The sequence below is a fragment of the Terriglobus sp. TAA 43 genome, from assembly GCF_000800015.1.
Taxonomy (GTDB): domain Bacteria; phylum Acidobacteriota; class Terriglobia; order Terriglobales; family Acidobacteriaceae; genus Terriglobus.
The window spans coordinates 1,954,364-1,973,989 of sequence record NZ_JUGR01000001.1 but is presented as its reverse complement, the minus strand read 5'-3'; the positions used below and the strand labels follow the sequence as shown (position 1 = coordinate 1,973,989).

Below are 19,626 nucleotides of genomic sequence, written 5' to 3'. Positions count from 1 at the left end.
GGGATGGCTGCGTCGGTGGCGTTGCGATATTAACGATGAGCCCAGACGCGGTACGCCGTAGTCTGCCCATCGGCGCCAGTGACCGGCTCATAGCGCTCAATCAGAACATCACCCGCAATCGGCTCAATCAATCGGCGCAACGCCCGGCGCATACGCTTTTCCGAATCGTTGCTGGAGACATGCTGAAGGCTCTGCTGCACATCGGATGCCTTCACCTCGTAGGTAATGCTGCCCGTGCCATCGTTCTGCACCATGATCTGCGACGGCAGGTTGTACACCGGCCGGTCGCGGAAATTGATCACATGCGGCGACACAAAGATGAACAACAGAATCAGCGTCACCATCACGTCATAGTGAAAGCTGCCACGTTCATACGTCCAGAACAGGTAGCTGCGTAGTGTCTTCAGCATCGTTTTATAGCCCTGCCTGCTTGGTAATTACGGTCAATCCGCCCATGTACGGCACCAGCACATCCGGCACACGGACGCTGCCATCTTCCTGCAGATAGTTTTCCAGAATCGCAAGATACGTGCGGCCCACGGCCAGACCGCTGCCGTTCAGCGTGTGCACATATTCTGTCTTCTTCTGCCCCGCAGGACGATAGCGGATATTCGCACGACGCGCCTGGAAGCTGCCCATGTTGCTGCACGAAGAAATCTCGCGATAGGTGTTCTGGCTCGGTAACCACACTTCCAGATCGTAGGTCTTCATCGATCCAAAACCCATGTCGCCGGTGCAGAGCAACATGCGGCGATAGGGAAGTCCCAGCTTCTCCAGAACCGCCTCAGCATTCAGCGTCAGCTTATCCAGTTCAGCCATGCTGTTATCCGGCGTGGTGAACTTTACAAGTTCGACTTTCTGAAACTGGTGCTGCCGAATCATGCCGCGCACATCGCGCCCATAGCTGCCCGCTTCGCTACGAAAGCAAGGCGTGTAAGCGCAATAGCTGATCGTCGGATTCAGCTCAATCGTTTCGTCGCGATACAGATTCGTCACCGGCACTTCGGCAGTCGGAATCAGCCAGTGATCGTTGTCTTGCAACTCGCCGGGGACGTAAGCGCCCTTGTCGTCGCAATGGAACAGGTCTTCGGCAAACTTGGGCAACTGGCCCGTTCCAAACAGGCTCTGCGAATTCACCATCACCGGCGGCATCACTTCGGTGTAGCCATGCTCGTTGATGTGTAGGTCCAACATGAAGTTCGCCAGCGCGCGCTCCAGACGAGCACCCGCGCCCACCTGCACCACAAAACGTGAGCCAGAGATCTTCGCGGCACGCTGAAAGTCCAGAACACCCAGCGCTTCGCCAATCTCCCAGTGCGGCTTCGCGTGAGCCAGCGCCTTCGGCTCACCCCAGCTCTTTTCCAGCTTGTTGCCGGTCTCATCCTTACCATCAGGAACGCTGGCGTCGGGGATGTTTGGGATGGCTTCCAGAATGTTGCGCAGCTTCGCATCATGCGCAGTGGCAGCGGCTTCCAGTGATTCCGATTCCTCGCGCAGCGCGCGGACTTCCTCGGTTAGCGCAGAGGCATCGCCGCCCGTGCGCTTTAGCTTGCCAATCTCTTCTGACAGGCGGTTACGCTTCGCCTTCAACTGCTCCACGGCAGTAATGGCCTCGCGGCGGGCGGAGTCGATGGCGGCAAAATCGCCCAGCAGGGCGGCGGGGTCAGCGTTACGGCGGCGAAGCGCAGCTTCCACCTCCGGGAGATTGCCCCGGACGTATGCAAGATCAAGCATTCCTCTATGGTATCGGTTCCGGGCGCTTTAGGCGTCAGAACTCGCCGATGGCAGTCTCTGACGCAATTGTCAGAATCCTGTAAGGATTCGCCGCAAGCATCGCAGTACCATGTCTGCATGCGTTCGTTCCGATCTTTTGCTGCCTCTCTGCTCGTTGCTGCCCTTGCGTCTGCAGCCGTGCCCGCGCTCCACGCACAGGCTTACACCGGCTCGCCCAAACTCGTCGTTGAACTCGTCTTCGACCAGTTCCGCGGCGACTATCTGGACCGCTGGCGCGCCGACTTCAAGGCAAAGAACGGCTGGAACCTGTTCCTGAAGCAGGGCGTGCATTACACCGACTGCTATTACGACTACGCAAACCTCGTCACCGGCCCCGGCCACTCCACCATCGGCACCGGCGCATATACCGATGGTCACGGCATCCCCGTGAACGATTGGTATGAGAAAGGCCCCGACGGCAAGATCCGTTCCGTCCAGTCCATCGACGACGACCGCTACACCATCGTGGGCGAAGCGCCCGGCGCCAAGACGTCCCCCGGCGCCTCGCCACACTTTCAGGTGGCATCCACACTGGGCGATGAACTTGTTCTCGCCACCGGCGGCAAGGCCCGCGTCTACGGCGTCTCGCTGAAAGACCGCGCCGCCATCCTCACCAGCGGCCACGCCACTAAGGCCGCTTTCTGGACCGACCACGAATCCGGTCGCTGGATCACCTCCACGTACTGGATGAACCAGCTTCCATCGTGGGTGGAAGACTTCAATAAGGGTGAGGAAGTCGCAAAGGCACGCGCCGCCTCGAATATCCCGAAAGGCAGCTTCTACGAACTCGTGGGCGCAACGCAGCAGGGCGTGGGCTACCAGCTCGACTTCGCGAAGGCACTCATCCAGAACGAGCACCTGGGCCACAACCCCGATGGCGTGACTGACCTCATCACCATCTCCATCTCGTCCACTGACATTGCCGGTCACCGCTACGGCCCAGACGAAGGCCACCAGCGCGCTCTGGTTGACGGCACAGACGTGGAGCTTGACCGCTTCTTCACCTGGATCGACCAGACCGTCGGCCTGAAGAACGTGTACGTCTCCCTCACCGGCGACCATGGCGTTTCCGCCAGCGTCAACGCGGCCATCGGCATGGGCATGCCCGCACGCGGCATCGCCACCAAGCCGCTGTATGACTTCGTGGAGAAGGCGCTGCACGACAAGTTCAAGCCCAAGAACAGCGTGAAGTACGTGCTGGGCGGCGAATCGCCCTGGCTGCAAATCGATCCCGAACCGTTTGAGGCGCAGGGCATTACGGAAGAGCAGGCAGAAGAAGCTACTTCCAAGGCGGTCTTTGACTACTTCGGCAGCCAGCCGCGCGACACAGCGCAGCACGCCGGTGCCGTTGGCGGACGCCTCCCCGAACCCATGCGCGTGCAGTACGTTTACACCGCAACCCAGCTTCGCAACGGTCAGGTCCCCGACACCGATCAGGGCCGCCGCGAACTTCACAGCTACTCGCCGGTCGTTCGCTGGGCCGTCCATCTGAACTTCGGCGCATACCAGTACTACGGCTCGGAAACCGGTACCACGCACTATTCGCAGAACTCTTACGACCGCCACGTGCCGCTGGACTTCTACGGCGCTCCCTTCCAGCCCGGCACCTATCGCAACATGGTGCAGCCGGTGGACATCGCAGCAACGTTCGCCTCGCTGCTGCGAATCAACCGCCCGTCCGCGGCGGTGGGAACGGTACGCATCGAAGCATTGAAACCCGAACGGACCACGGTGCCAGCTACTACACTGAAGAAGTGAGCAAGCCAAACATGACAGTAGAGGTGGCCGGCGTCGCAATGCGATCGCCGGTCATCGCTGCAAGTGGAACCTTCGGCTATGGCGTGGAGTTCGAGGAAATCCTCGATCTCGCAAAAATCGGCGCTTTCGTCACCAAGGGCCTGTCCCTCCACCCCATGGACGGCAACAAGGCGCCCCGCATCATCGAAACCGCCTCCGGCATGATGAACGCCATCGGCCTGCAGAACATCGGCGTCGATGCATTTATCAAAGACAAGATGCCAGGCATTCGCCGCATGCCCGGCGTCGTCTGCATCGCAAACGTCTTCGGCTACACCATTGAAGACTGTCTCGGTGTCATCGAGCGCCTGAACGACGCCGAAGGCATCGCCATGTACGAACTGAACGCAAGCTGCCCCAACACCAAACACGGCGGCATGGTCTTCGGCACAGACCCCGACTCTCTCGGCGATCTCGTCCACCAGTGCAAAAGCATCTCCAGGCGCCCGCTCATGGTGAAGCTCTCGCCCAACGTCACCAACATCGGCGGCATGGCGCGCGTAGCCCAGGCAGCAGGTGCAAACGCCGTCTCTCTGGTGAACACCTTCCTGTCACTGGCCATCGACGTGAAAACCCGCAAACCCAAGATCGCCAACGTAACCGGCGGTCTTAGCGGCCCGGCCATCAAGCCCATCGCCGTCCGCATGGTGTGGGAAGTAGCGCGCTCCGTCAACATCCCCATTGTGGGCATGGGCGGAATCGTCAAGCCGGAAGACGCGGTAGAGTTCCTACTCGCAGGCGCAACCGCCGTAGAGGTGGGCACCGCCAGCTACGCCGACCCCCGCGCCGTAGAGAAGATCAGCACCGGCCTCGAGCGCTGGTGCGCCGCCAACGGAGTGGCCAACGCAGCCGATCTAACCGGCGGTCTGCGCACATAGCGTCTATTTCCGCTTGCTAAACTATTGCTATGAACGGCCGTCACGAGATCGAATCGCGGCGCGAACAGATAGTAGCCATCTGCCGCGAACACGGCGTCGCACGCCTTCTCGTCTTCGGCTCCGTCACCCGCGACGACTTCAATCCTGAGACCAGCGACATCGATTTTCTCGTGCAGTTCCTCCCAGGTGCCGAAAGGGGATGGATGTCCGAGTTTACGGATCTGAAAGAGGCTCTTCAAAAACTCTTCGGACGAAAGGTCGACGTTATCAGTGAACGTGCTCTAAAAAATCCCTACATGATTGAGAGCGTCGATCAAGACAAAGAGCTTCTCTATGCTGCCTGAAATCAGGCTGTATCTCTCTGAGGTAGTAGGTGCGGCGAGTGAGGTTGTGGAGTACACATCCGGCCAAACCTTCGTTTCCTATATGGCCGATGGCATGCGTCGCCGCAGTGTGGAACGCTGTCTTGAAATCGTGGGAGAGGGCCTTATCCGCATTCGCCGTATCGACGAAGAGTTTGTTCAGCAACTTCCGGATGCTGGCAAGATCATTGGACTCCGCAACATCCTCGCGCATGAATACGGCGTAGTGGATCACGAAATTCTCTGGAAAGCTGTGCGGGAGCAACTGCCGGACTTTCTTAATGCAGTACAAGCTGAACTCGACAGGATTGGATAACTGGAAATGGGTAAGATTACACGCGCACTGCTGAGCGTTACGGACAAGACAGGACTTCTCGATTTTGCAAAGCGCCTCGACGCGCAGGGAGTGGAACTGGTCTCCACCGGCGGCACCGCCAAGATGCTGCGTGACGGCGGCCTCGCCGTCCGCGACATCAGCGATCTCACCGGTTTCCCTGAGATGCTCGACGGCCGCGTGAAGACTCTGCACCCCAAGGTCCACGGCGGCATCCTGCACATCCGTTCCAACGCCGAGCACGTTGCCGCGGTGAGCGAGCACGCCATCCAGCCCATCGATATGGTCGTGGTCAATCTCTACGCCTTTGAAAAGACCGCCTCCAAGCCCGGCGTCAAGCTGGCGGAGATCGTCGAAAACATCGACATCGGCGGTCCCAGCATGGTCCGCAGCGCCGCCAAGAACTACCAGGACGTCGCCATCGTCACCGACGCAGCAGACTACGCAGCCATCGCTGACGAGATGGAAGCCAACGGCGGCTCGCTCTCGCTGCCCACCAAGTGGCGTCTCGCCAAGGCAGCCTTCGCCACCACCGCTGCGTATGACACCGCCATCGCCAATTCACTGGAGAAGCTCCCCGAGCCCGACGGCACCCACGAACAGGCCGCTACGTTCGAAGACGTCCTGCCCAAGTCCCTCCGCCTGAACCTGCCTTTGAAGGGAACGCTGCGTTACGGCGAGAACCCGCACCAGAAGGCCGCCGTCTACACCGACGGCACGGACAAGGGCATCGCCAACGCGAAGCAGCTCCAGGGCAAGGAACTCTCCTTCAACAACCTCGTCGACCTTGACGCCTGCTGGGATCTCGCCAGCGAGTTCACCGAACCCGCCGTCGCCATCATCAAGCACACCAACCCCTGCGGCGTAGCCACGGGCGACACCGTAGCCGACGCCTACCGCAACGCCCTCGCCGCTGACCCCATCTCGGCCTTCGGTGGCGTCATCGGCATCAATCGCGAAGTCGGCGCTGACGCGGCAGAAGAAATCGCCAAGCTCTTCGTGGAAGCCATCGTCGCTCCCAAGTTCACGGCGGAAGCAGTCGAAGTTTTCGCAAAGAAGAAAAATCTTCGTCTCATCGAAATCGATCCGGCACCCGCAAAGATCGCTCTCAAGCAGATCTCCGGTGGCATGCTGCTGCAGGACGCCGATCGCGGCTCGCTGGCCGACGTGGAACTGAAAGTCGTCACCAAGCGTCAGCCCACGCCCGAAGAACTGACCGCTCTGAAGTTCGCGTGGACAGTCTGCAAGTACGTGAAATCAAACGCTATTGTCTACGCCCGCACACACGAGCGCCACGGTCAGTCCGTCGGCATCGGCGCAGGTCAGATGAGCCGCGTTGACGCAGCAAAGTTCGGCGCGCAGAAGGCAGTTCTTCCGCTCACCGGCACGGTCGCCGCGTCTGACGCATTCTTCCCGTTCCCTGACGGCCTGGAAACAGTGGCACACGCTGGCGCAACGGCCATCATTCAGCCGGGTGGCAGTGTGCGCGACAATGAAGTCATCGAAGCTGCGGACAAATTAGGCATTGCCATGATTTTCACGGGAATGCGACACTTCCGTCACGGCTGAGATGTCTGTACGTACAGGTACGCATCCACCGGAGCCCCGTCTTCGTCTAACCTGCTAGCACACATCTGTTGCAAGCCTGGTCGCGCGAGCGAGCGGACGCCGGGCAGAAGGATTGGTTCTTCTGATGATTGGTCCGCAGAACGCTGTTTTATCGTCTTCCCTCCGGCGCGTCTCGCGCTGGATGCCTCTGGTCGCCGCGGCACTCATCGTGTCCGCGGCGCCGCTGTCTGCCCAGAAGAACACGAACGCTCCCGCACCGCTGCCCCCGGTCGCGGCGTCGCAAGACGCCTCAGGCCCCAGCGCGGCTTATTACCACTACGGCCTGGCACACATCTACGAGGAACTCGCCACCGCGCAGGGTCGCAGCGATTACGCCACGCAGGCCATTGAACAGTACAAGCTCGCGCTCGGTGCTGACCCCAATTCCGTCTATCTTCAGGATGGTCTCGCTGGTCTGTACTTCAAACTGGGCCGCATCCGCGAAGCCGTGCAGGTTTCGCAGGACCAGATCAAGAAGAATAACGACGACCTCGAAGCCCATCGCCTCCTCGGTCGCATCTACTACCGTTCACTTGGCGACGCGCAGGGTCCGCAGCAGCAACAGATGGTCGATCTCGCGCGTGCGGAATACGAGATGCTCGTCAAACTCGAGCCCAACGTTGCGGAGAATCATCTTCTGCTCGGTCAGCTTTACGAAGTTAGTCACGACTCGGCAAAGGCTGAGGAACAGTTCAAAGCCGCGCAAAACCTCGACGGTGGCACGGAAGAATCTCTGCTGAACCTCGCGCGTCTCTATAGCGAACAGGGCGACACGCAGCGCGTCGTCAACACGCTCTCCGCTTTGCCGGTGGAAGACCGCACCGCACGCATCGAACTCGCCATCGGCGCCAGCTACGACCAACTGCATAAGCCCAAGGATGCCGCCGCCGCCTACCAGCGCGCGCTGGACAACGAAGGCGACAACATGGACGCCATGCATGGTCTTGCGAACGCGCTTCTCGCGCAGGACAAGCTGGACGATGCGCTGAAGGTATACAACGACATCCTTGCCGCCGAACCGCAAGATGCTCAGACATACATCAAGATCTCGGAAATTCAGCGTCGCCAGGGTCATTACGATACGGCTCTCGCCACGCTGCAGAAGGCGAAAGCCTCCATTCCGGACAATGAAGAACTCATCTTCAACGAAGCTCTACTGTACGACGCTCTCGGCCGTTATGCCGACGCAGAAGCTGCGCTGAAGGGCGTCCTCCAGACCACCGCAAAATCAGACAACAGCTACACCGACGGCGAACGGAACAACCGCGCCATCTTCCTCGATCGCCTCGCCACGCTCTATCGCGAAGAGAACAAGATCGACATGGCCGTGGATGTTTACAAGCAAATGACGGCACTCGGCGGCGAGTTCAAGTCGCGCGGCGTCGGCGGTGCAGTCGATGCCTATCGCGACGCACACGAGTGGGATAAGGCAGAAGCCGTTGCTGCTGCGGCAGCCAAGGCAGCGCCGCAGGATCGCGATGCGCAGATGCTCTGGGCTGGTCAGCTTGCAGACACCGGCAAGGCAGAGGAAGGCATTGCGCTACTGAAGAAGCAGTTGAACGGCAAGGGGCCAGACGATCGCATCACATACCTCACACTGGCACAGGCATACCTTCGTCTGCGCAAGTATGACGATGCGAACGCAGCGCTGGACAAAGCCGAACCGCTCTCCTCGCGCAATGAAGACAAGCTTTACCTCTGGTTCCTGCGCGGCACCATTGACGACAAGGAAAACAAGAAGGACGAAGCGGAAACATGGTTCCGGAAGTCGCTCGACGTCGATCCCACCAACGCGCAGACGCTCAACTATCTCGCGTACATGTTCGCGGAGCGCGGCGTGAAGCTGCCGGAAGCGCTCAGCATGGTGAAGAAGGCCGTGGAGCTTGATCCGCAGAACTACGCTTATCTGGACACCGAGGGTTGGGTCTACTTCAAGATGGGCGAATACGCCCTGGCGGAAGATCTGTTGCAGAAGGCCGTGGAACGCAACGCCACAGATCCCACCGTCCACGATCATCTCGGGCAGGCGTTGGAAAAGCAGGGCAAGCTGAAGCCTGCCGTCGCGCAGTGGGAACGCGCGCTGATGGAATACAGCCGCTCCTTGCCCGCGGATATTGAACCCGATGACGTCAGCAATTTGCACAAGCGTCTTGACTCCGCCAAGGTGAAGCTCGCGAAGAACGCAGCGGGAACGAAGGTGATGCCGTAGGCACAGTCGCTCCAATCGACGCCTGCTATGACCTGCGCGCCTGTAGCGTGCGTGGCGTAGCAGAGCAGGCACTCCTGCAGCGCGAGTGGTCTGAGACTGCAGAGGTTCGTGCCCCCGGCTTTGAGCGTGACCGCGAACGCGTGGTGCAGGCGCGCGCCTTCCGTCGCCTCGCAGGAAAGACACAGGTCTTCACCAGCCGCGAGTCGGACCACTTCCGCTCACGCCTCACCCACACCATTGAAGTGGTGCAGATCGCGCGCGAAGTAGCGCGATGCCTGGGCCTCAATGAAGAACTCGTTGAAACCCTCGCACTCGTTCATGACATTGGTCATCCACCCTTCGGTCACGCGGGCGAACGTGCGCTGGATCAATGCCTGCGGAAACACGGCCTTCGCTTCGATCACAATCTCCACGCGCTCCGCATCGTCGAACACTTTGAAGACTGGTACGCTGCGCATCGCGGTTTGAATCTCACACTCGGTGTGCGCGAAGGCATCGTGAAGCACTCGCGCGACTACAGCGCCATCGACTATCCCGCGCTGCAGCCATACTTTCTCAATCAGCGTCCGCCGCTGGAAGCACAGGTCATCGACCTTGCAGATGAGATCGCATACCTCACCGCCGATCTTGACGATGGCGTGGAGAGTGGCCTTCTCGATATCGAACACATCTGCGCCAACATCGGCATCATGGGGCGTGCCTACGAAAAGGTGCAGGAGATTCATCCCGGCGTCTCGCAAAAGTTCCACTTCCACGAGGCACTGCAGGTCATGCAGAGCGAACTCACCTGCGACCTCGTTGAAAACACCGCCGCCAATGTCATGCAGCATCGCCTGCGTTCACTCGACGATGTGCGCAACTGCCCCGAGCGTGTCGCCACTTTCTCTCTTGCAATGGAAGCGCAACGGCAGGAAGAAAAAGCGTATCTCTACGGCAAGCTTTACACCTGCGACTTCCTCGAAGCGGAACATGCCAAGGCTGAGCATGTCGTCAGCACGCTCTTCCACTTCTACACGCAGGATCCCTCGCGCATGCCCACAGGCTACGTGGAAGAAAGCGCTGTCGACGGCCTTCCCCGCACCGTCGCCGACTACATCGCAGGCATGACAGACAACTACATCCTGCAGCAGTTCTGGATAGCCTCCAAGCTTCGTCGCTAGAAATTTTTCAACGTACATAACACTCACGTGGTCTTGCTGCGCTGCTTGTTGCGACAAAAGGCTGAAGCCGTTCGGGCGAAAAGCTTTCATAGAAAACTGACGTCGCCTCCGGTATGCTGCGAAAACACGCATGAAGATTGCTTCCGTAGCCTTCGCCCTGCTTTGTCCCGCGGCGCTGCTGGCACAACAGCCGCCTCACACCGTCGTGTTGCACGCAGCACGCATCCTCGATGTAGCAGCAGGAAAGACGCTCACTCCCGGCGAAATCCTTGTAGAAGGCAACAAAATTAAGGAAGCAGGAACGCACGTCACACATCCTGCCGGTGCAGAAGTCATTGACCTTGGCGAAACAACACTCATGCCCGGCCTCATTGACGCGCACACGCATCTCTTCCTTCATGTAGGTAACGAAGCTAACCAAACTGTGGACGAAAGCGTTCCGGAGCGCACACTCATCGCCGCCGACGCCGCAAAGCACGATCTCCTCGCAGGATTCACCGCCGAACGCGACATGGGCACCGAAGGCGCGGGCTGCGCAGATGTTGCGGTGCGCAATGCTATCAACCGCGGCCTGATCCCCGGCCCGCGCATGCGCGTCTCCTGCAACGCCATCGACATCACCGGCGGCCACGAAGACAACAGCGGCAAAAATCCTGACCAACATCTGTTAAGCAACGCCGACCGCGCCGACAGCACCGACGAAGTCATGCACACCATCCGCGAACAGCGCAAGCAGGGTGCTGACTTCGTGAAGATCTACGAAACGGGCCGCGACAGCCTGCATGACGGTGTCTTCACATCGCCCTATCAATACACGCAGGAACAACTCACCGCAGCCGTCGCAGAAGCCAAACGCACCGGCAGCCGAGTCGCCGTCCACGCCACAGCAGAACCCGGCACAGGCTACGCTGTCGCCGCCGGCGTAGCATCCGTCGATCACGCCGATTTTCTTTCTGCCGAAACCATGAAGCAGATGAAGGAGAAAGCCATCTTCGCTGTGCCCACCTTCGCCATCAGCGAATACTTCGCAGAACACGCGGAATCACCCACCGCCACGCAGCGTCGCCGCGAAAGCGAAGCCTTTCACGCTGCGGAGTTCAAGAAGCAAATCGCAGCAGGCGTACCCTTCGCCGTAGGTTCTGACGTAGGCCCATTCCCGCACGGCACACAGGCACGCGAGATGGAACTCATGGTGAAGTACGGCATGAGTCCTGCAGACGTCCTGCGCGCAGATCTCATCAACGGCGCAAAGCTTCTCGACTGGGAAAACAGCATCGGTCAGTTGAAGCCTGGCTTCTTCGCCGATGTCATCTCTGTACCCGGCGACCCCGTCAAAGACATTACGGCACTAGAACATGTGCAGTTCGTAATGAAAAACGGCGAGGTGATCAAACGATGAGCCTCTTTACCCGCGCACGCTACGACAAAAAAGGAAAGCGCATCTGCGCTCGTTGCGGCAGCGACCGCTTCGAGCGCGTCCTCCGCGAAGGCATCCTGCAGACGCACATCATGCCGTTCTTCCACCAGTATCCCTGGCGCTGCGTCATCTGCAATCTGACTTTCTACCGCCCGTTGCGCCGCAACGCGGAAGACCCAGCTGAGTGGCGCTGATCACATCGCGCGATCGGCCAGCACTTCCCATCGCGCATACAGTTCCGCCAACTCGCCCTGCGCATTCGTCTGCTCCATCAGCGCATCCTGCAGCGCCGCGGCATCCACTGCAATCGCGGGGGTTGCCAATATAAGCTCGGCCGCCGCGACACGCGATTCTGCAGTGGCAATGCGCTCTTCCAGCGTTGACCACTCACGCTGCTCGTTGAAGCTGAGCTTCTTCTTGGCAACAGGAGCTTCCACGACAGGCTCTGCGACCTTCGCAACTTCCGCAACCACAACTGGCTTCGTATTCATCCAGTCTTCCCACTGCGCAAAGTCCGCAAACTGTTCCGTGTTGCCGTTGCCATCCAGACCAAGCACCGTCGTCGCCACGCGGTTCAGCATGTAGCGATCGTGCGTCACCAGCATCAGTGCACCGGGATACTCCAGCAGGCTCTCTTCCAGAATCTCCAGCGTAGGAATATCCAGATCGTTCGTAGGCTCATCCAGCAGCAGCAAATCCGCAGGCTGCAGCATTAAGCGCGCAATCAACACGCGCGCCCTCTCGCCACCGCTCAATCGTTCAACCGGCTGATTCAACTGCTCACCCGTAAACAGAAAGCGCGCAGCCCAACTGGCCACATGGATCTGCCGACCATTGTGAACAACCGAATCACCTTCAGGTGACAGTGCCTGCCGCAGCGTCAGCTTCGTATCAATCTCACGAGCCTGCGAGAAATACACCACGCGAAGCTGATGTGCCCGTTTGATCGTTCCGCTGGTCGGTTCCAACTCACCGGTTAGCAAACGCAGAATCGTAGTCTTGCCACTGCCATTCGGCCCAACCAAACCAACGCGCGCACGCGCTGTCATCACATAGTTAAGATCACGAACGACCGTCTTCCCATCGAGCTCAAGCGACACGTTCTCTGCTTCAATCAGCCGTTTCGTCTGACGGTCCGTGGCAACAAAATCAATATTCGCAGAAGACTTCTGCGCACGCGCATTACGATCAGCCAGTTCGCCAATCATCTCGTGCGCTTTATCAATGCGTGCCTTGCTCTTCGTCGTACGAGCCTTCGGTCCGCGGCGCAGCCACTCAATCTCCGTCTTCACCTGGTTACGCAGACTCTCCGTCTGTTTCGCCTGCGCTGCCAGGTACAACTCGCGCTCTTCCAAAAACTTTGAGTACGCACCATGCACACGGAAGATGCCGTCAGGATACACACGGTTCAACTCTGCCGTTTCGTTGCTCACAGCCTCAAGAAAATAGCGATCATGCGAAATAATCACGCACGCGCTGGGGATGTAGTTGAGTAAGTCTTCCAGCCACTCAATGCCACCCAGATCAAGATGGTTCGTCGGCTCGTCCAGCAGCAATACGTCGGGCTCAACGATTACGCCTTCGCAGATCGCCAGCCGCTTGCGCCAGCCGCCCGAAAGGCTCCGCGCCTCCGCGTCTTCGTCAGGAAATCCAGTGCGGCCCATCAGCTCGCGCAGTCGCTGTTCATGCTCGTTTTCCGGCACGTTGCCGTCCACCAGCGCACGTTCCAGAACGCCGCGCACAGTCACACCGGCAGGGAACTCGCTGATCTGGTGGATCACACCAACACGCGCGCGCTTGCGCACTGCTACTTCGCCGCTGTCAGCATCTTCGCGTCCAGCAAGAATGTTCAGTAGCGTGGACTTGCCAGCGCCATTCGGCCCTACCAGGCCAAGTCGTTCGCCATCGGAAACAACCAGCGAAACATTCTGAAACAGGACACGTGCGCCATAGCGCTTCGAGACGGATTGCGCGTTAAGAATCGGCGGCATCGTTCTAGTTTATCGGTTTTATGCAAGGGAGAACGTGCCTACAGCATCTGCACAAAGAACCAGCGCTCATCCGGCTCCTCGCCCTGCGTGATCACCACCGCGCCGCGCGCCCGCTGCAGCAGCGACGGAAACTTATCGCCCCACTCCACCAGCACCAGCGCATTCGGATCGGCTTCCATCTCCTCAATGCCCAGCGAAAGCAGTTGCTCGTCTTTTTCAAGACGATACAAATCCAGGTGATACAGCTTCAGCTTCGTGCCTTGGTACTCATGCACCAGCGTGAACGTGGGACTCGTCACGTCCTCAGCATTTGCGCCAATGCACTGCGCAATGCCTCTCACCAACGTGGTCTTACCCGCGCCCAGGTCGCCCTTCAGAATCACGAGGCGCGGCGCAGGCAACATCAATTCCATGATGTTCTGCGCCAACGCCATCGTGCCATTCACGCTGCGTGTTTTCAGCCGTTTTTCAATCATCTACTTCAATTAGTCCAATGCGTAGAAAGCAAGTCCACTCAGCAGCTTCGGATAAAAGTCGGTCGATTTCTGCGGCATCACTTCGCCACCCAGCGACACTTCCTTCATCTGGTCCAGCGTTACGGGCTTGATCAGGAAAGCAATGTCTGCTTCACCACGCGCAACCTGTGCTGCTGCATCTTCCGCACTACGCAGATAACGCAGATTCTCCTGCTGACGAATCGATTCCGGCGTGAGCTCCAGCAACTGCTCCAGCACCAGCGCATGCAACTGAACCACATCCATCACACGCTGACGCGGCGGCACATGCTGTAGCGCGCCTTCCACCGCAGCCTTCTTCGCCTTCAGCAGCCACGTTCCATCAGCCATCACAGCCAGGAACGCAACGCCTTCCGTACCATTCAGCGGTGCAAGACGTTCCGCGGCACTCTCAACACCTTCGGCGTCAGAACCCGCAGCCACAGCCTTCGCTTCCACCTTGCTCACATCGAAGAACTCCGCAGCCTTATCCAAAAACGCCTGCGACGAGAAATTCTTCAGTCCATACACAATGCGGTGCGTCGGCAGAATCGTGATGCCCGGAGCATCCGTGTTCACCAGCGTCATCATCATCGCGGCTTCGGGGAACGGAGGCACCGGCAACTGCGGTCCCATCTTCATGTCCGCATCGTTCGACGGCGATTCGTCTGACTCACCCACCTGCTTCTCACTGTGTTCATGCTGACGCGTCGAGTCCGCAACGCCCAGCTCTGCAGCGCGCTCACGCGCATACGCAGTCGACGTCTCGTAGCGATGGTGTCCATCCGCAATGATCAGCTTCTTGTCAGATAGCGCGCCCACCAGCAGGTTCAGCACATGCGGATCGGTCACCTTCCATACGGAATGAACCACGCCGTACTCATCGGTTACGGTCTCATCCGCAACAATCGTCGGCTCGCCGGAACGGTTGCCAAACACCAGACTCTCCACCGTGAACGAGGGATCGCTGTACAGCATGTAAATCTGTTCGCAGTAAGTACGCGTCGACTTGAACAGCGAAAGACGATCGCTCTTCGGCTTCGCCAGCGTCTGTTCGTGGCGATACACCACCTGCTCGGCATAGTCGTACAGGTGGCCCAGGCAGATCAGGCCGCGGCGCTCGCGCACTTCGTTGGTGCCCGGCACGGTGTAGCGCTGCGCATAGCCAAACAGCGCGGGTTCACGCTCTTCCACCAGCACGGCTTCCTTGCGCCAGTCCTGCAGCGTCTTCGCCGCGCGGCTGTACACATTCTCCGTCTCTGTATCAGCGGGGAAGCGCTTGCCCAGGATCACACGGATCAGGTTGTACGGGCTTTTCTCGTAATACGCTTCCTGCATCGCAGGCGAAATCTTGTCGTACGGCTGTGTAACAACGTCTTCCAGCTGTACTTTTTGCGTGTTGTAACGGAGGGCGCGGAAAGGATAAATACGCATGCGTGCCTTGAGAGGGGTGCTCCTTGCGATTTTCGTTGCCACTCCATTCTATCGGGCCGGAAATCCCGCTTCTTTCCAAGTGTTCACAAAAGCCGTAAATACTCTGGGAAAAGTTTCTGCATCTACCTAAATACATGGCAGACGTGGCGCACGAACAATGGAAACCGCGGGTCAATCCCTGGCTCATCGCTGGTACCGTCGCGCTCGCCGCCTTTATGGAGGTGCTGGACACCTCCATTGCCAACGTGGCCCTGCCCCACATTTCCGGTTCACTTGCTGCCAGCCAGGACCAGGGAACATGGGTGCTCACCAGTTATCTGGTGTCCAACGCCATTGTGTTGCCCCTGGGCGGCTGGGCCTCCAGCGTCATCGGCCGGAAAAACTTCTTCCTGCTCTGCATCACCATCTTCACCATCGCCAGCTTCCTCTGCGGCATCGCTCCCTCGCTGCCTTTGTTGTTGCTATTCCGCGTCTTGCAGGGCGCAGGCGGCGGCGGTCTGCAACCCATGGCGCAGGCCATCATGGCCGACTCTTTCGACCCCAAACAGCGTGGAACGGCGTTTTCGCTTTACGCGCTGGTGGCGGTCCTCGCACCTTCCATCGGTCCCACCCTCGGCGGTTGGATTACCGACAACTACTCCTGGCGATGGATTTTTTACATCAACATCCCCGTCGGCATCCTTGCTTTCCTGCTCGTATCGCGCCTCGTAGACGATCCGCCATGGATTAAGGGCGACAGGAAAAACCTGCTGAACGTCGACTACATCGGCCTGACGTTCCTCACCATCTCCATGGCGGGTCTTCAGATTGCTTTGGACAAGGGCGAAGAAAACGACTGGTTCGCCTCCAACTTCATCCGTACCTTCGCGGCCATGTTCGTCTTCGGCATGATCGCGCTCATCTGGTGGGAACTGCGTGCCAAAAATCCCATCATGAACCTGCGTCTCTTCCGTTTCCGAAACTTCGCCATCTGCTGCTTTCTCATGATGTTGGTCGGCGGCATCCTCAACGCCGGAACGGTGCTGCAACCCCAATTCACCCAGCAACTGCTCGGTTACGACGCCACCAACGCGGGTCTGGCGCTTACGGCGGGCGGATGCGTGCTTCTGGTGTGCGCACCCATCGCCGGAATCCTGTCTGACAAACTTCCTGCGCGAACGTTGGTCGCCTGCGCCTTTGTCTTCTTCGCCTGCGCCTACTGGTACATGTCCACGCACATCACGCTGGGCATCAGCTTTGGCCAGAACTCATTCCTGCGCGTCATCCAGGTCATACCCATCCCGTTCTGCTTCATCGCCATCACGAATGCGGCATACGTGGGCTTGCCGCGCGAAGCGTCGAATCAGGTCAGCGGCCTTGTGAACTTCGCACGTAACATCGGCGGTTCCATCCTTATCGCCCTCTCCGGTGCGCAGGTCACCAATCGCACACTGTTCCACGAAGCACGCCTGCAGAACTACATGAACTACGCCAACGACCAGTTCAATAGCAGCGTTCAGCAGGTCGGCAGTTTTCTCGGCATTCATGCGGGGCAGGCGCAAGGGCCGTATGCCGCACAGGCCAACGTGTACCAGCAGCTCAACCAACAAGCCGCCGTCATGGGCTATGCCGATGTCTATCGCATGCTGGCGTGGATGACAGCAGGCATGTTCTTTCTCGCCTTCCTCCTCAGCAAACCAAAGGGTGGCGAAAAGGCACCCGAGGGCGCCGTGCACTAAACGCATCACTTCTGCGAGCGATCCGTATGCCTGTTTCTCTTCTGATCGGATCGATCGTCAGCCCGCGCACCCGTCTGGAAACCCCTCGCCGGAAGTGCTTTAGCCACACTGTACGTCGCCGGCGCATGCCAACTCTTTGTCACCTTATCCGGCAACATGCCGAAGAAAAACTGTGACAAAGGCACTAACCCCATCGCGTACAATCGTCTTCCCACGGGGGCGTAGAAAACCTCTGCGGGCCGAAACCGTCCAAGTAATGACGAGACGGTTTGCCGAACGCTGTAAGGGACAGCCGGGGGCGATATATGTCAACACGTGGCCGTAATGTCGTTGCGTTACTGTTCTTCTCCTTGCTGCTGTTTCCTGCAGCAGGAACCCTGCGTGCGCAGGAAAACCCGTTGCAGAACCCCCACACTCCCACCAAGCCGGATCCCCCCAAGCCGCCTGCGGGCGAAGTCATCACCGGCAAGGACGTGACAGCCAAAGGCGCGCTCCGCCCCGGCGCCCCCCTCCGGGTCGAAGCGAACCTCGTCCTCGTCCCAATGACGGTCACTGACGACCAGAACCGCCTCGTCACCGGCCTCGAGCGCGAAAACTTCTACGTCTACGAGAACAACCAGCCGCAGACCATCCGCACCTTCTCCACAGACGACGCGCCCATCTCCATCGGCATCATCTTCGATCTCAGCGGCAGCATGAACAACAAGTACACCCGCTCCCGCCGCGCCCTTAGCGAGTTCATGCGCACCAGCAACCCGCAGGACGAGTTCTTCGTCGTCGCCTTCAATGACCGCCCCAACATCGTTGTCGACTACACCAATAACGTCGACGACGTAGACGCGCGCATGGTCATGCTCAAGCCGCAGAACCGCACCGCGCTCATTGACGCCGTCTATCTCGGCCTCGACAAGCTGAAAGACGCCAAGTACGAACGCAAGGCGCTACTGGTGATCTCTGACGGCGGCGACAATCGTTCGCGCTACACCGAAGGGGAACTGCGCAAAGCCGTCCGGGAAAGCGACGTGCAGATGTACGCCATCGGCATCTTCGAACAAAACGCGCCAACCGAAGAAGAACGCAACGGCCCGGCGCTGTTAATGGACATGTGCGATCAAACCGGCGGACGCCTTTTTCACGTCACAGACGTAGCAGAGCTGGGTGACATCGCGTCGCGAATTTCCGCAGAGCTCCGAAACGAATACGTCATCGGATACAAGCCAACGGACCTTCATCACGATGGCAACTGGCGTAAGCTGAAGGTGAAGCTGAATCCGCCACCCGGATTGCCACAGCTCTCCGTACACAATCGCCAGGGTTACTATGCACCGTCGGATTAACTGTTTTGCACCACTTTTGTTCGCTTCCACTCTGACGATGCTTCCCGCGCTCTCTGCGCAGCAAGCCCCCGCGCCCTCGGCTCCATCTCTCAACGTCGACCGCGATCCCATCCCCTCGCCCGACCCTGAGACAGCCCCCACCGCTGCCGGTGCCGACACCAACGGACAGCAGCCCTCCATCGACCAGATTCAGCGCGCCGGTGGCACATACACGCTGCACACTGAAGTCGGCGAAGTCCGCCTCAACGCCAGCGTCATCGACGGCAGCGGACGCTCCGTGCAAACGCTGCAGCCCTCCGCATTCACCGTGTTCGAAGACGGCGTCCAGCAGACCGTAGCCAGCCTGCGCCATGAAGATCTTCCCGTCTCACTCGGCCTCCTCATCGATTCGTCAGGCTCCATGTACGACAAGCGCGCCGCCGTCGGCAAAGCCTCGCTCGACCTCATCAAGCTGTCCAACCCCAAGGACGAAGCCTTCCTCGTCGATTTCTCCTTCGACCCCTACATCGACGCTGACTTCACCCACGACATCAAGAAGCTCGAAGACGGCCTCAACTACGTAAAAGCCAGCGGCGGCACCGCGCTTTACGACGCCGTCATCGCTTCCGCCGACTATCTCTCGCGCAACGCCAAAGAACCAAAGCAGGTCATCCTGCTCATCACCGACGGCGACGACAACGCCTCGTCCTCCACGCTGGAAGAAACCATCCGCCGAGTGCAGGAACTCGATGGCCCCGTCATCTATTGCGTCGGCCTGCTCTTCGGCCCCGATGAAGACAAGCGCGAAAGCCGCCACGCCCGTCGCGTTCTGGAAACGCTCGCAGAACAAACCGGCGGCGTCGCCTACTTCCCCAAGAAGCTCGAAGACGTGGACGCCATCGCCGCGCAGGTCGCCGCAGACATCCGCCAGCAGTACACCATCTCCTACAGCTCCACCAAGTCCGCGCGCCTCGGCGGCTACCGTACAGTCCACGTTACCGCGCAGGCCAAAGGCTTCGGCAAACTCACGGTCCGCACCCGCAGCGGCTACTTCCCCAAGGGTTCCCAGCCAGCTGGCCCCGCACCCGGCCTGAAACCGGAAAACCAAAAGTAAAAGTCCCCAATCCTTCGCAAA

The 19,626-nt window shown here is 59.3% G+C and carries 17 protein-coding genes; 12 read left to right on the top strand and 5 right to left on the bottom strand.

All coding sequences use genetic code 11. The features are described 5' to 3' along the window. Window positions 1-29: 29 nt before the first annotated feature. Window positions 30-410 carry a hypothetical protein gene (locus tag M504_RS08385; protein ID WP_047490096.1) on the bottom strand — a complete coding sequence of 127 codons (381 nt, stop codon included), beginning with the start codon at window positions 408-410 and terminating at the stop codon, window positions 30-32. A 4-nt stretch (window positions 411-414) separates the two neighbouring features. Continuing rightward, a complete protein-coding gene (gene serS / locus M504_RS08380; RefSeq protein WP_047490093.1) occupies window positions 415-1,734 on the bottom strand; it encodes a serine--tRNA ligase in 1,320 nt (439 codons plus the stop codon). Between the two features lie 117 nt (window positions 1,735-1,851). On the opposite strand from serS, the gene M504_RS08375 reads away from it, so the two are divergent. The 9 genes from M504_RS08375 (at window position 1,852) to M504_RS08335 (ending at window position 11,732) form a co-directional block, all read left to right on the top strand. After that, window positions 1,852-3,531, top strand: coding sequence for an alkaline phosphatase family protein (locus M504_RS08375; protein WP_047490090.1), 1,680 nt, complete (start codon window positions 1,852-1,854; stop codon window positions 3,529-3,531). Between the two features lie 11 nt (window positions 3,532-3,542). Further along, on the top strand, window positions 3,543-4,448 hold the full coding sequence (locus M504_RS08370) for a dihydroorotate dehydrogenase (protein WP_047494076.1): 906 nt from the start codon (window positions 3,543-3,545) through the stop codon (window positions 4,446-4,448). Window positions 4,449-4,477: 29 nt separating this feature from the next. After that, the gene (locus M504_RS08365; RefSeq protein WP_047490087.1) at window positions 4,478-4,792 is read left to right on the top strand and encodes a nucleotidyltransferase family protein; all 315 of its coding nucleotides are present in this window, start codon (window positions 4,478-4,480) and stop codon (window positions 4,790-4,792) included. Next, a complete protein-coding gene (locus M504_RS08360) occupies window positions 4,782-5,126 on the top strand; it encodes a DUF86 domain-containing protein (protein WP_047490085.1) in 345 nt (114 codons plus the stop codon). Before M504_RS08365 ends, M504_RS08360 begins: the two co-directional genes overlap by 11 nt. A 6-nt stretch (window positions 5,127-5,132) precedes the next feature. Further along, window positions 5,133-6,713 carry a bifunctional phosphoribosylaminoimidazolecarboxamide formyltransferase/IMP cyclohydrolase gene (purH, locus tag M504_RS08355; RefSeq protein ID WP_047490082.1) on the top strand — a complete coding sequence of 527 codons (1,581 nt, stop codon included), beginning with the start codon at window positions 5,133-5,135 and terminating at the stop codon, window positions 6,711-6,713. 124 nt (window positions 6,714-6,837) lie between these two features. Beyond that, window positions 6,838-8,961 (top strand): tetratricopeptide repeat protein, encoded by a 2,124-nt coding sequence (locus M504_RS08350; RefSeq protein ID WP_047490078.1) that lies wholly within the window; start codon window positions 6,838-6,840, stop codon window positions 8,959-8,961. Between the two features lie 47 nt (window positions 8,962-9,008). After that, window positions 9,009-10,121 carry a dGTP triphosphohydrolase gene (dgt, locus tag M504_RS08345; protein ID WP_047490075.1) on the top strand — a complete coding sequence of 371 codons (1,113 nt, stop codon included), beginning with the start codon at window positions 9,009-9,011 and terminating at the stop codon, window positions 10,119-10,121. Between the two features lie 130 nt (window positions 10,122-10,251). Then, window positions 10,252-11,520, top strand: a complete 1,269-nt coding sequence (locus tag M504_RS08340) for an amidohydrolase family protein (protein ID WP_047490073.1) — start codon at window positions 10,252-10,254, stop codon at window positions 11,518-11,520. After that, window positions 11,517-11,732, top strand: coding sequence for a hypothetical protein (locus M504_RS08335; protein WP_047490070.1), 216 nt, complete (start codon window positions 11,517-11,519; stop codon window positions 11,730-11,732). Before M504_RS08340 ends, M504_RS08335 begins: the two co-directional genes overlap by 4 nt. On the opposite strand, the gene M504_RS08330 is transcribed toward M504_RS08335, so the two are convergent. From M504_RS08330 to M504_RS08320, 3 genes are read right to left on the bottom strand one after another with little or no spacing between them, the layout of a single operon-like run. After that, complete coding sequence (locus M504_RS08330; protein WP_047490067.1) at window positions 11,733-13,529, bottom strand: ABC-F family ATP-binding cassette domain-containing protein; 1,797 nt, start codon at window positions 13,527-13,529, stop codon at window positions 11,733-11,735. A 38-nt stretch (window positions 13,530-13,567) separates the two neighbouring features. After that, on the bottom strand, window positions 13,568-14,005 hold the full coding sequence (tsaE, locus tag M504_RS08325) for a tRNA (adenosine(37)-N6)-threonylcarbamoyltransferase complex ATPase subunit type 1 TsaE (protein ID WP_047490064.1): 438 nt from the start codon (window positions 14,003-14,005) through the stop codon (window positions 13,568-13,570). Window positions 14,006-14,014: 9 nt separating this feature from the next. Continuing rightward, window positions 14,015-15,457 carry a DUF1015 domain-containing protein gene (locus M504_RS08320; protein ID WP_047490061.1) on the bottom strand — a complete coding sequence of 481 codons (1,443 nt, stop codon included), beginning with the start codon at window positions 15,455-15,457 and terminating at the stop codon, window positions 14,015-14,017. Window positions 15,458-15,600: 143 nt separating this feature from the next. On the opposite strand from M504_RS08320, the gene M504_RS08315 reads away from it, so the two are divergent. The 3 genes from M504_RS08315 (at window position 15,601) to M504_RS08300 (ending at window position 19,605) form a co-directional block, all read left to right on the top strand. Next, on the top strand, window positions 15,601-17,175 hold the full coding sequence (locus M504_RS08315; protein ID WP_369792894.1) for a DHA2 family efflux MFS transporter permease subunit: 1,575 nt from the start codon (window positions 15,601-15,603) through the stop codon (window positions 17,173-17,175). Between the two features lie 305 nt (window positions 17,176-17,480). Then, window positions 17,481-18,512: a VWA domain-containing protein gene (locus M504_RS08305; RefSeq protein WP_052200534.1), complete on the top strand. Its 1,032-nt coding sequence runs from the start codon at window positions 17,481-17,483 to the stop codon at window positions 18,510-18,512. Further along, the gene (locus M504_RS08300; protein ID WP_047490047.1) at window positions 18,496-19,605 is read left to right on the top strand and encodes a VWA domain-containing protein; all 1,110 of its coding nucleotides are present in this window, start codon (window positions 18,496-18,498) and stop codon (window positions 19,603-19,605) included. The genes M504_RS08305 and M504_RS08300 overlap by 17 nt, the downstream gene beginning before the upstream one ends. Window positions 19,606-19,626 lie beyond the last annotated feature (21 nt).

Bases quoted from the DNA above. Each gene is read 5' to 3' on its own strand.
- purH (WP_047490082.1), top strand. From the start codon at position 5,133: ATGGGTAAGATTACACGCGCACTGCTGAGCGTTACGGACAAGACAGGA.
- M504_RS08375 (WP_047490090.1), top strand. From the start codon at position 1,852: ATGCGTTCGTTCCGATCTTTTGCTGCCTCTCTGCTCGTTGCTGCCCTT.
- M504_RS08370 (WP_047494076.1), top strand. From the start codon at position 3,543: ATGACAGTAGAGGTGGCCGGCGTCGCAATGCGATCGCCGGTCATCGCT.
- tsaE (WP_047490064.1), bottom strand. From the start codon at position 14,005: ATGATTGAAAAACGGCTGAAAACACGCAGCGTGAATGGCACGATGGCG.
- M504_RS08360 (WP_047490085.1), top strand. From the start codon at position 4,782: ATGCTGCCTGAAATCAGGCTGTATCTCTCTGAGGTAGTAGGTGCGGCG.
- M504_RS08350 (WP_047490078.1), top strand. From the start codon at position 6,838: ATGATTGGTCCGCAGAACGCTGTTTTATCGTCTTCCCTCCGGCGCGTC.
- serS (WP_047490093.1), bottom strand. From the start codon at position 1,734: ATGCTTGATCTTGCATACGTCCGGGGCAATCTCCCGGAGGTGGAAGCT.
- M504_RS08365 (WP_047490087.1), top strand. From the start codon at position 4,478: ATGAACGGCCGTCACGAGATCGAATCGCGGCGCGAACAGATAGTAGCC.
- M504_RS08335 (WP_047490070.1), top strand. From the start codon at position 11,517: ATGAGCCTCTTTACCCGCGCACGCTACGACAAAAAAGGAAAGCGCATC.
- M504_RS08330 (WP_047490067.1), bottom strand. From the start codon at position 13,529: ATGCCGCCGATTCTTAACGCGCAATCCGTCTCGAAGCGCTATGGCGCA.
- M504_RS08340 (WP_047490073.1), top strand. From the start codon at position 10,252: ATGAAGATTGCTTCCGTAGCCTTCGCCCTGCTTTGTCCCGCGGCGCTG.
- M504_RS08320 (WP_047490061.1), bottom strand. From the start codon at position 15,457: ATGCGTATTTATCCTTTCCGCGCCCTCCGTTACAACACGCAAAAAGTA.
- M504_RS08385 (WP_047490096.1), bottom strand. From the start codon at position 410: ATGCTGAAGACACTACGCAGCTACCTGTTCTGGACGTATGAACGTGGC.
- M504_RS08305 (WP_052200534.1), top strand. From the start codon at position 17,481: ATGTCAACACGTGGCCGTAATGTCGTTGCGTTACTGTTCTTCTCCTTG.
- M504_RS08300 (WP_047490047.1), top strand. From the start codon at position 18,496: ATGCACCGTCGGATTAACTGTTTTGCACCACTTTTGTTCGCTTCCACT.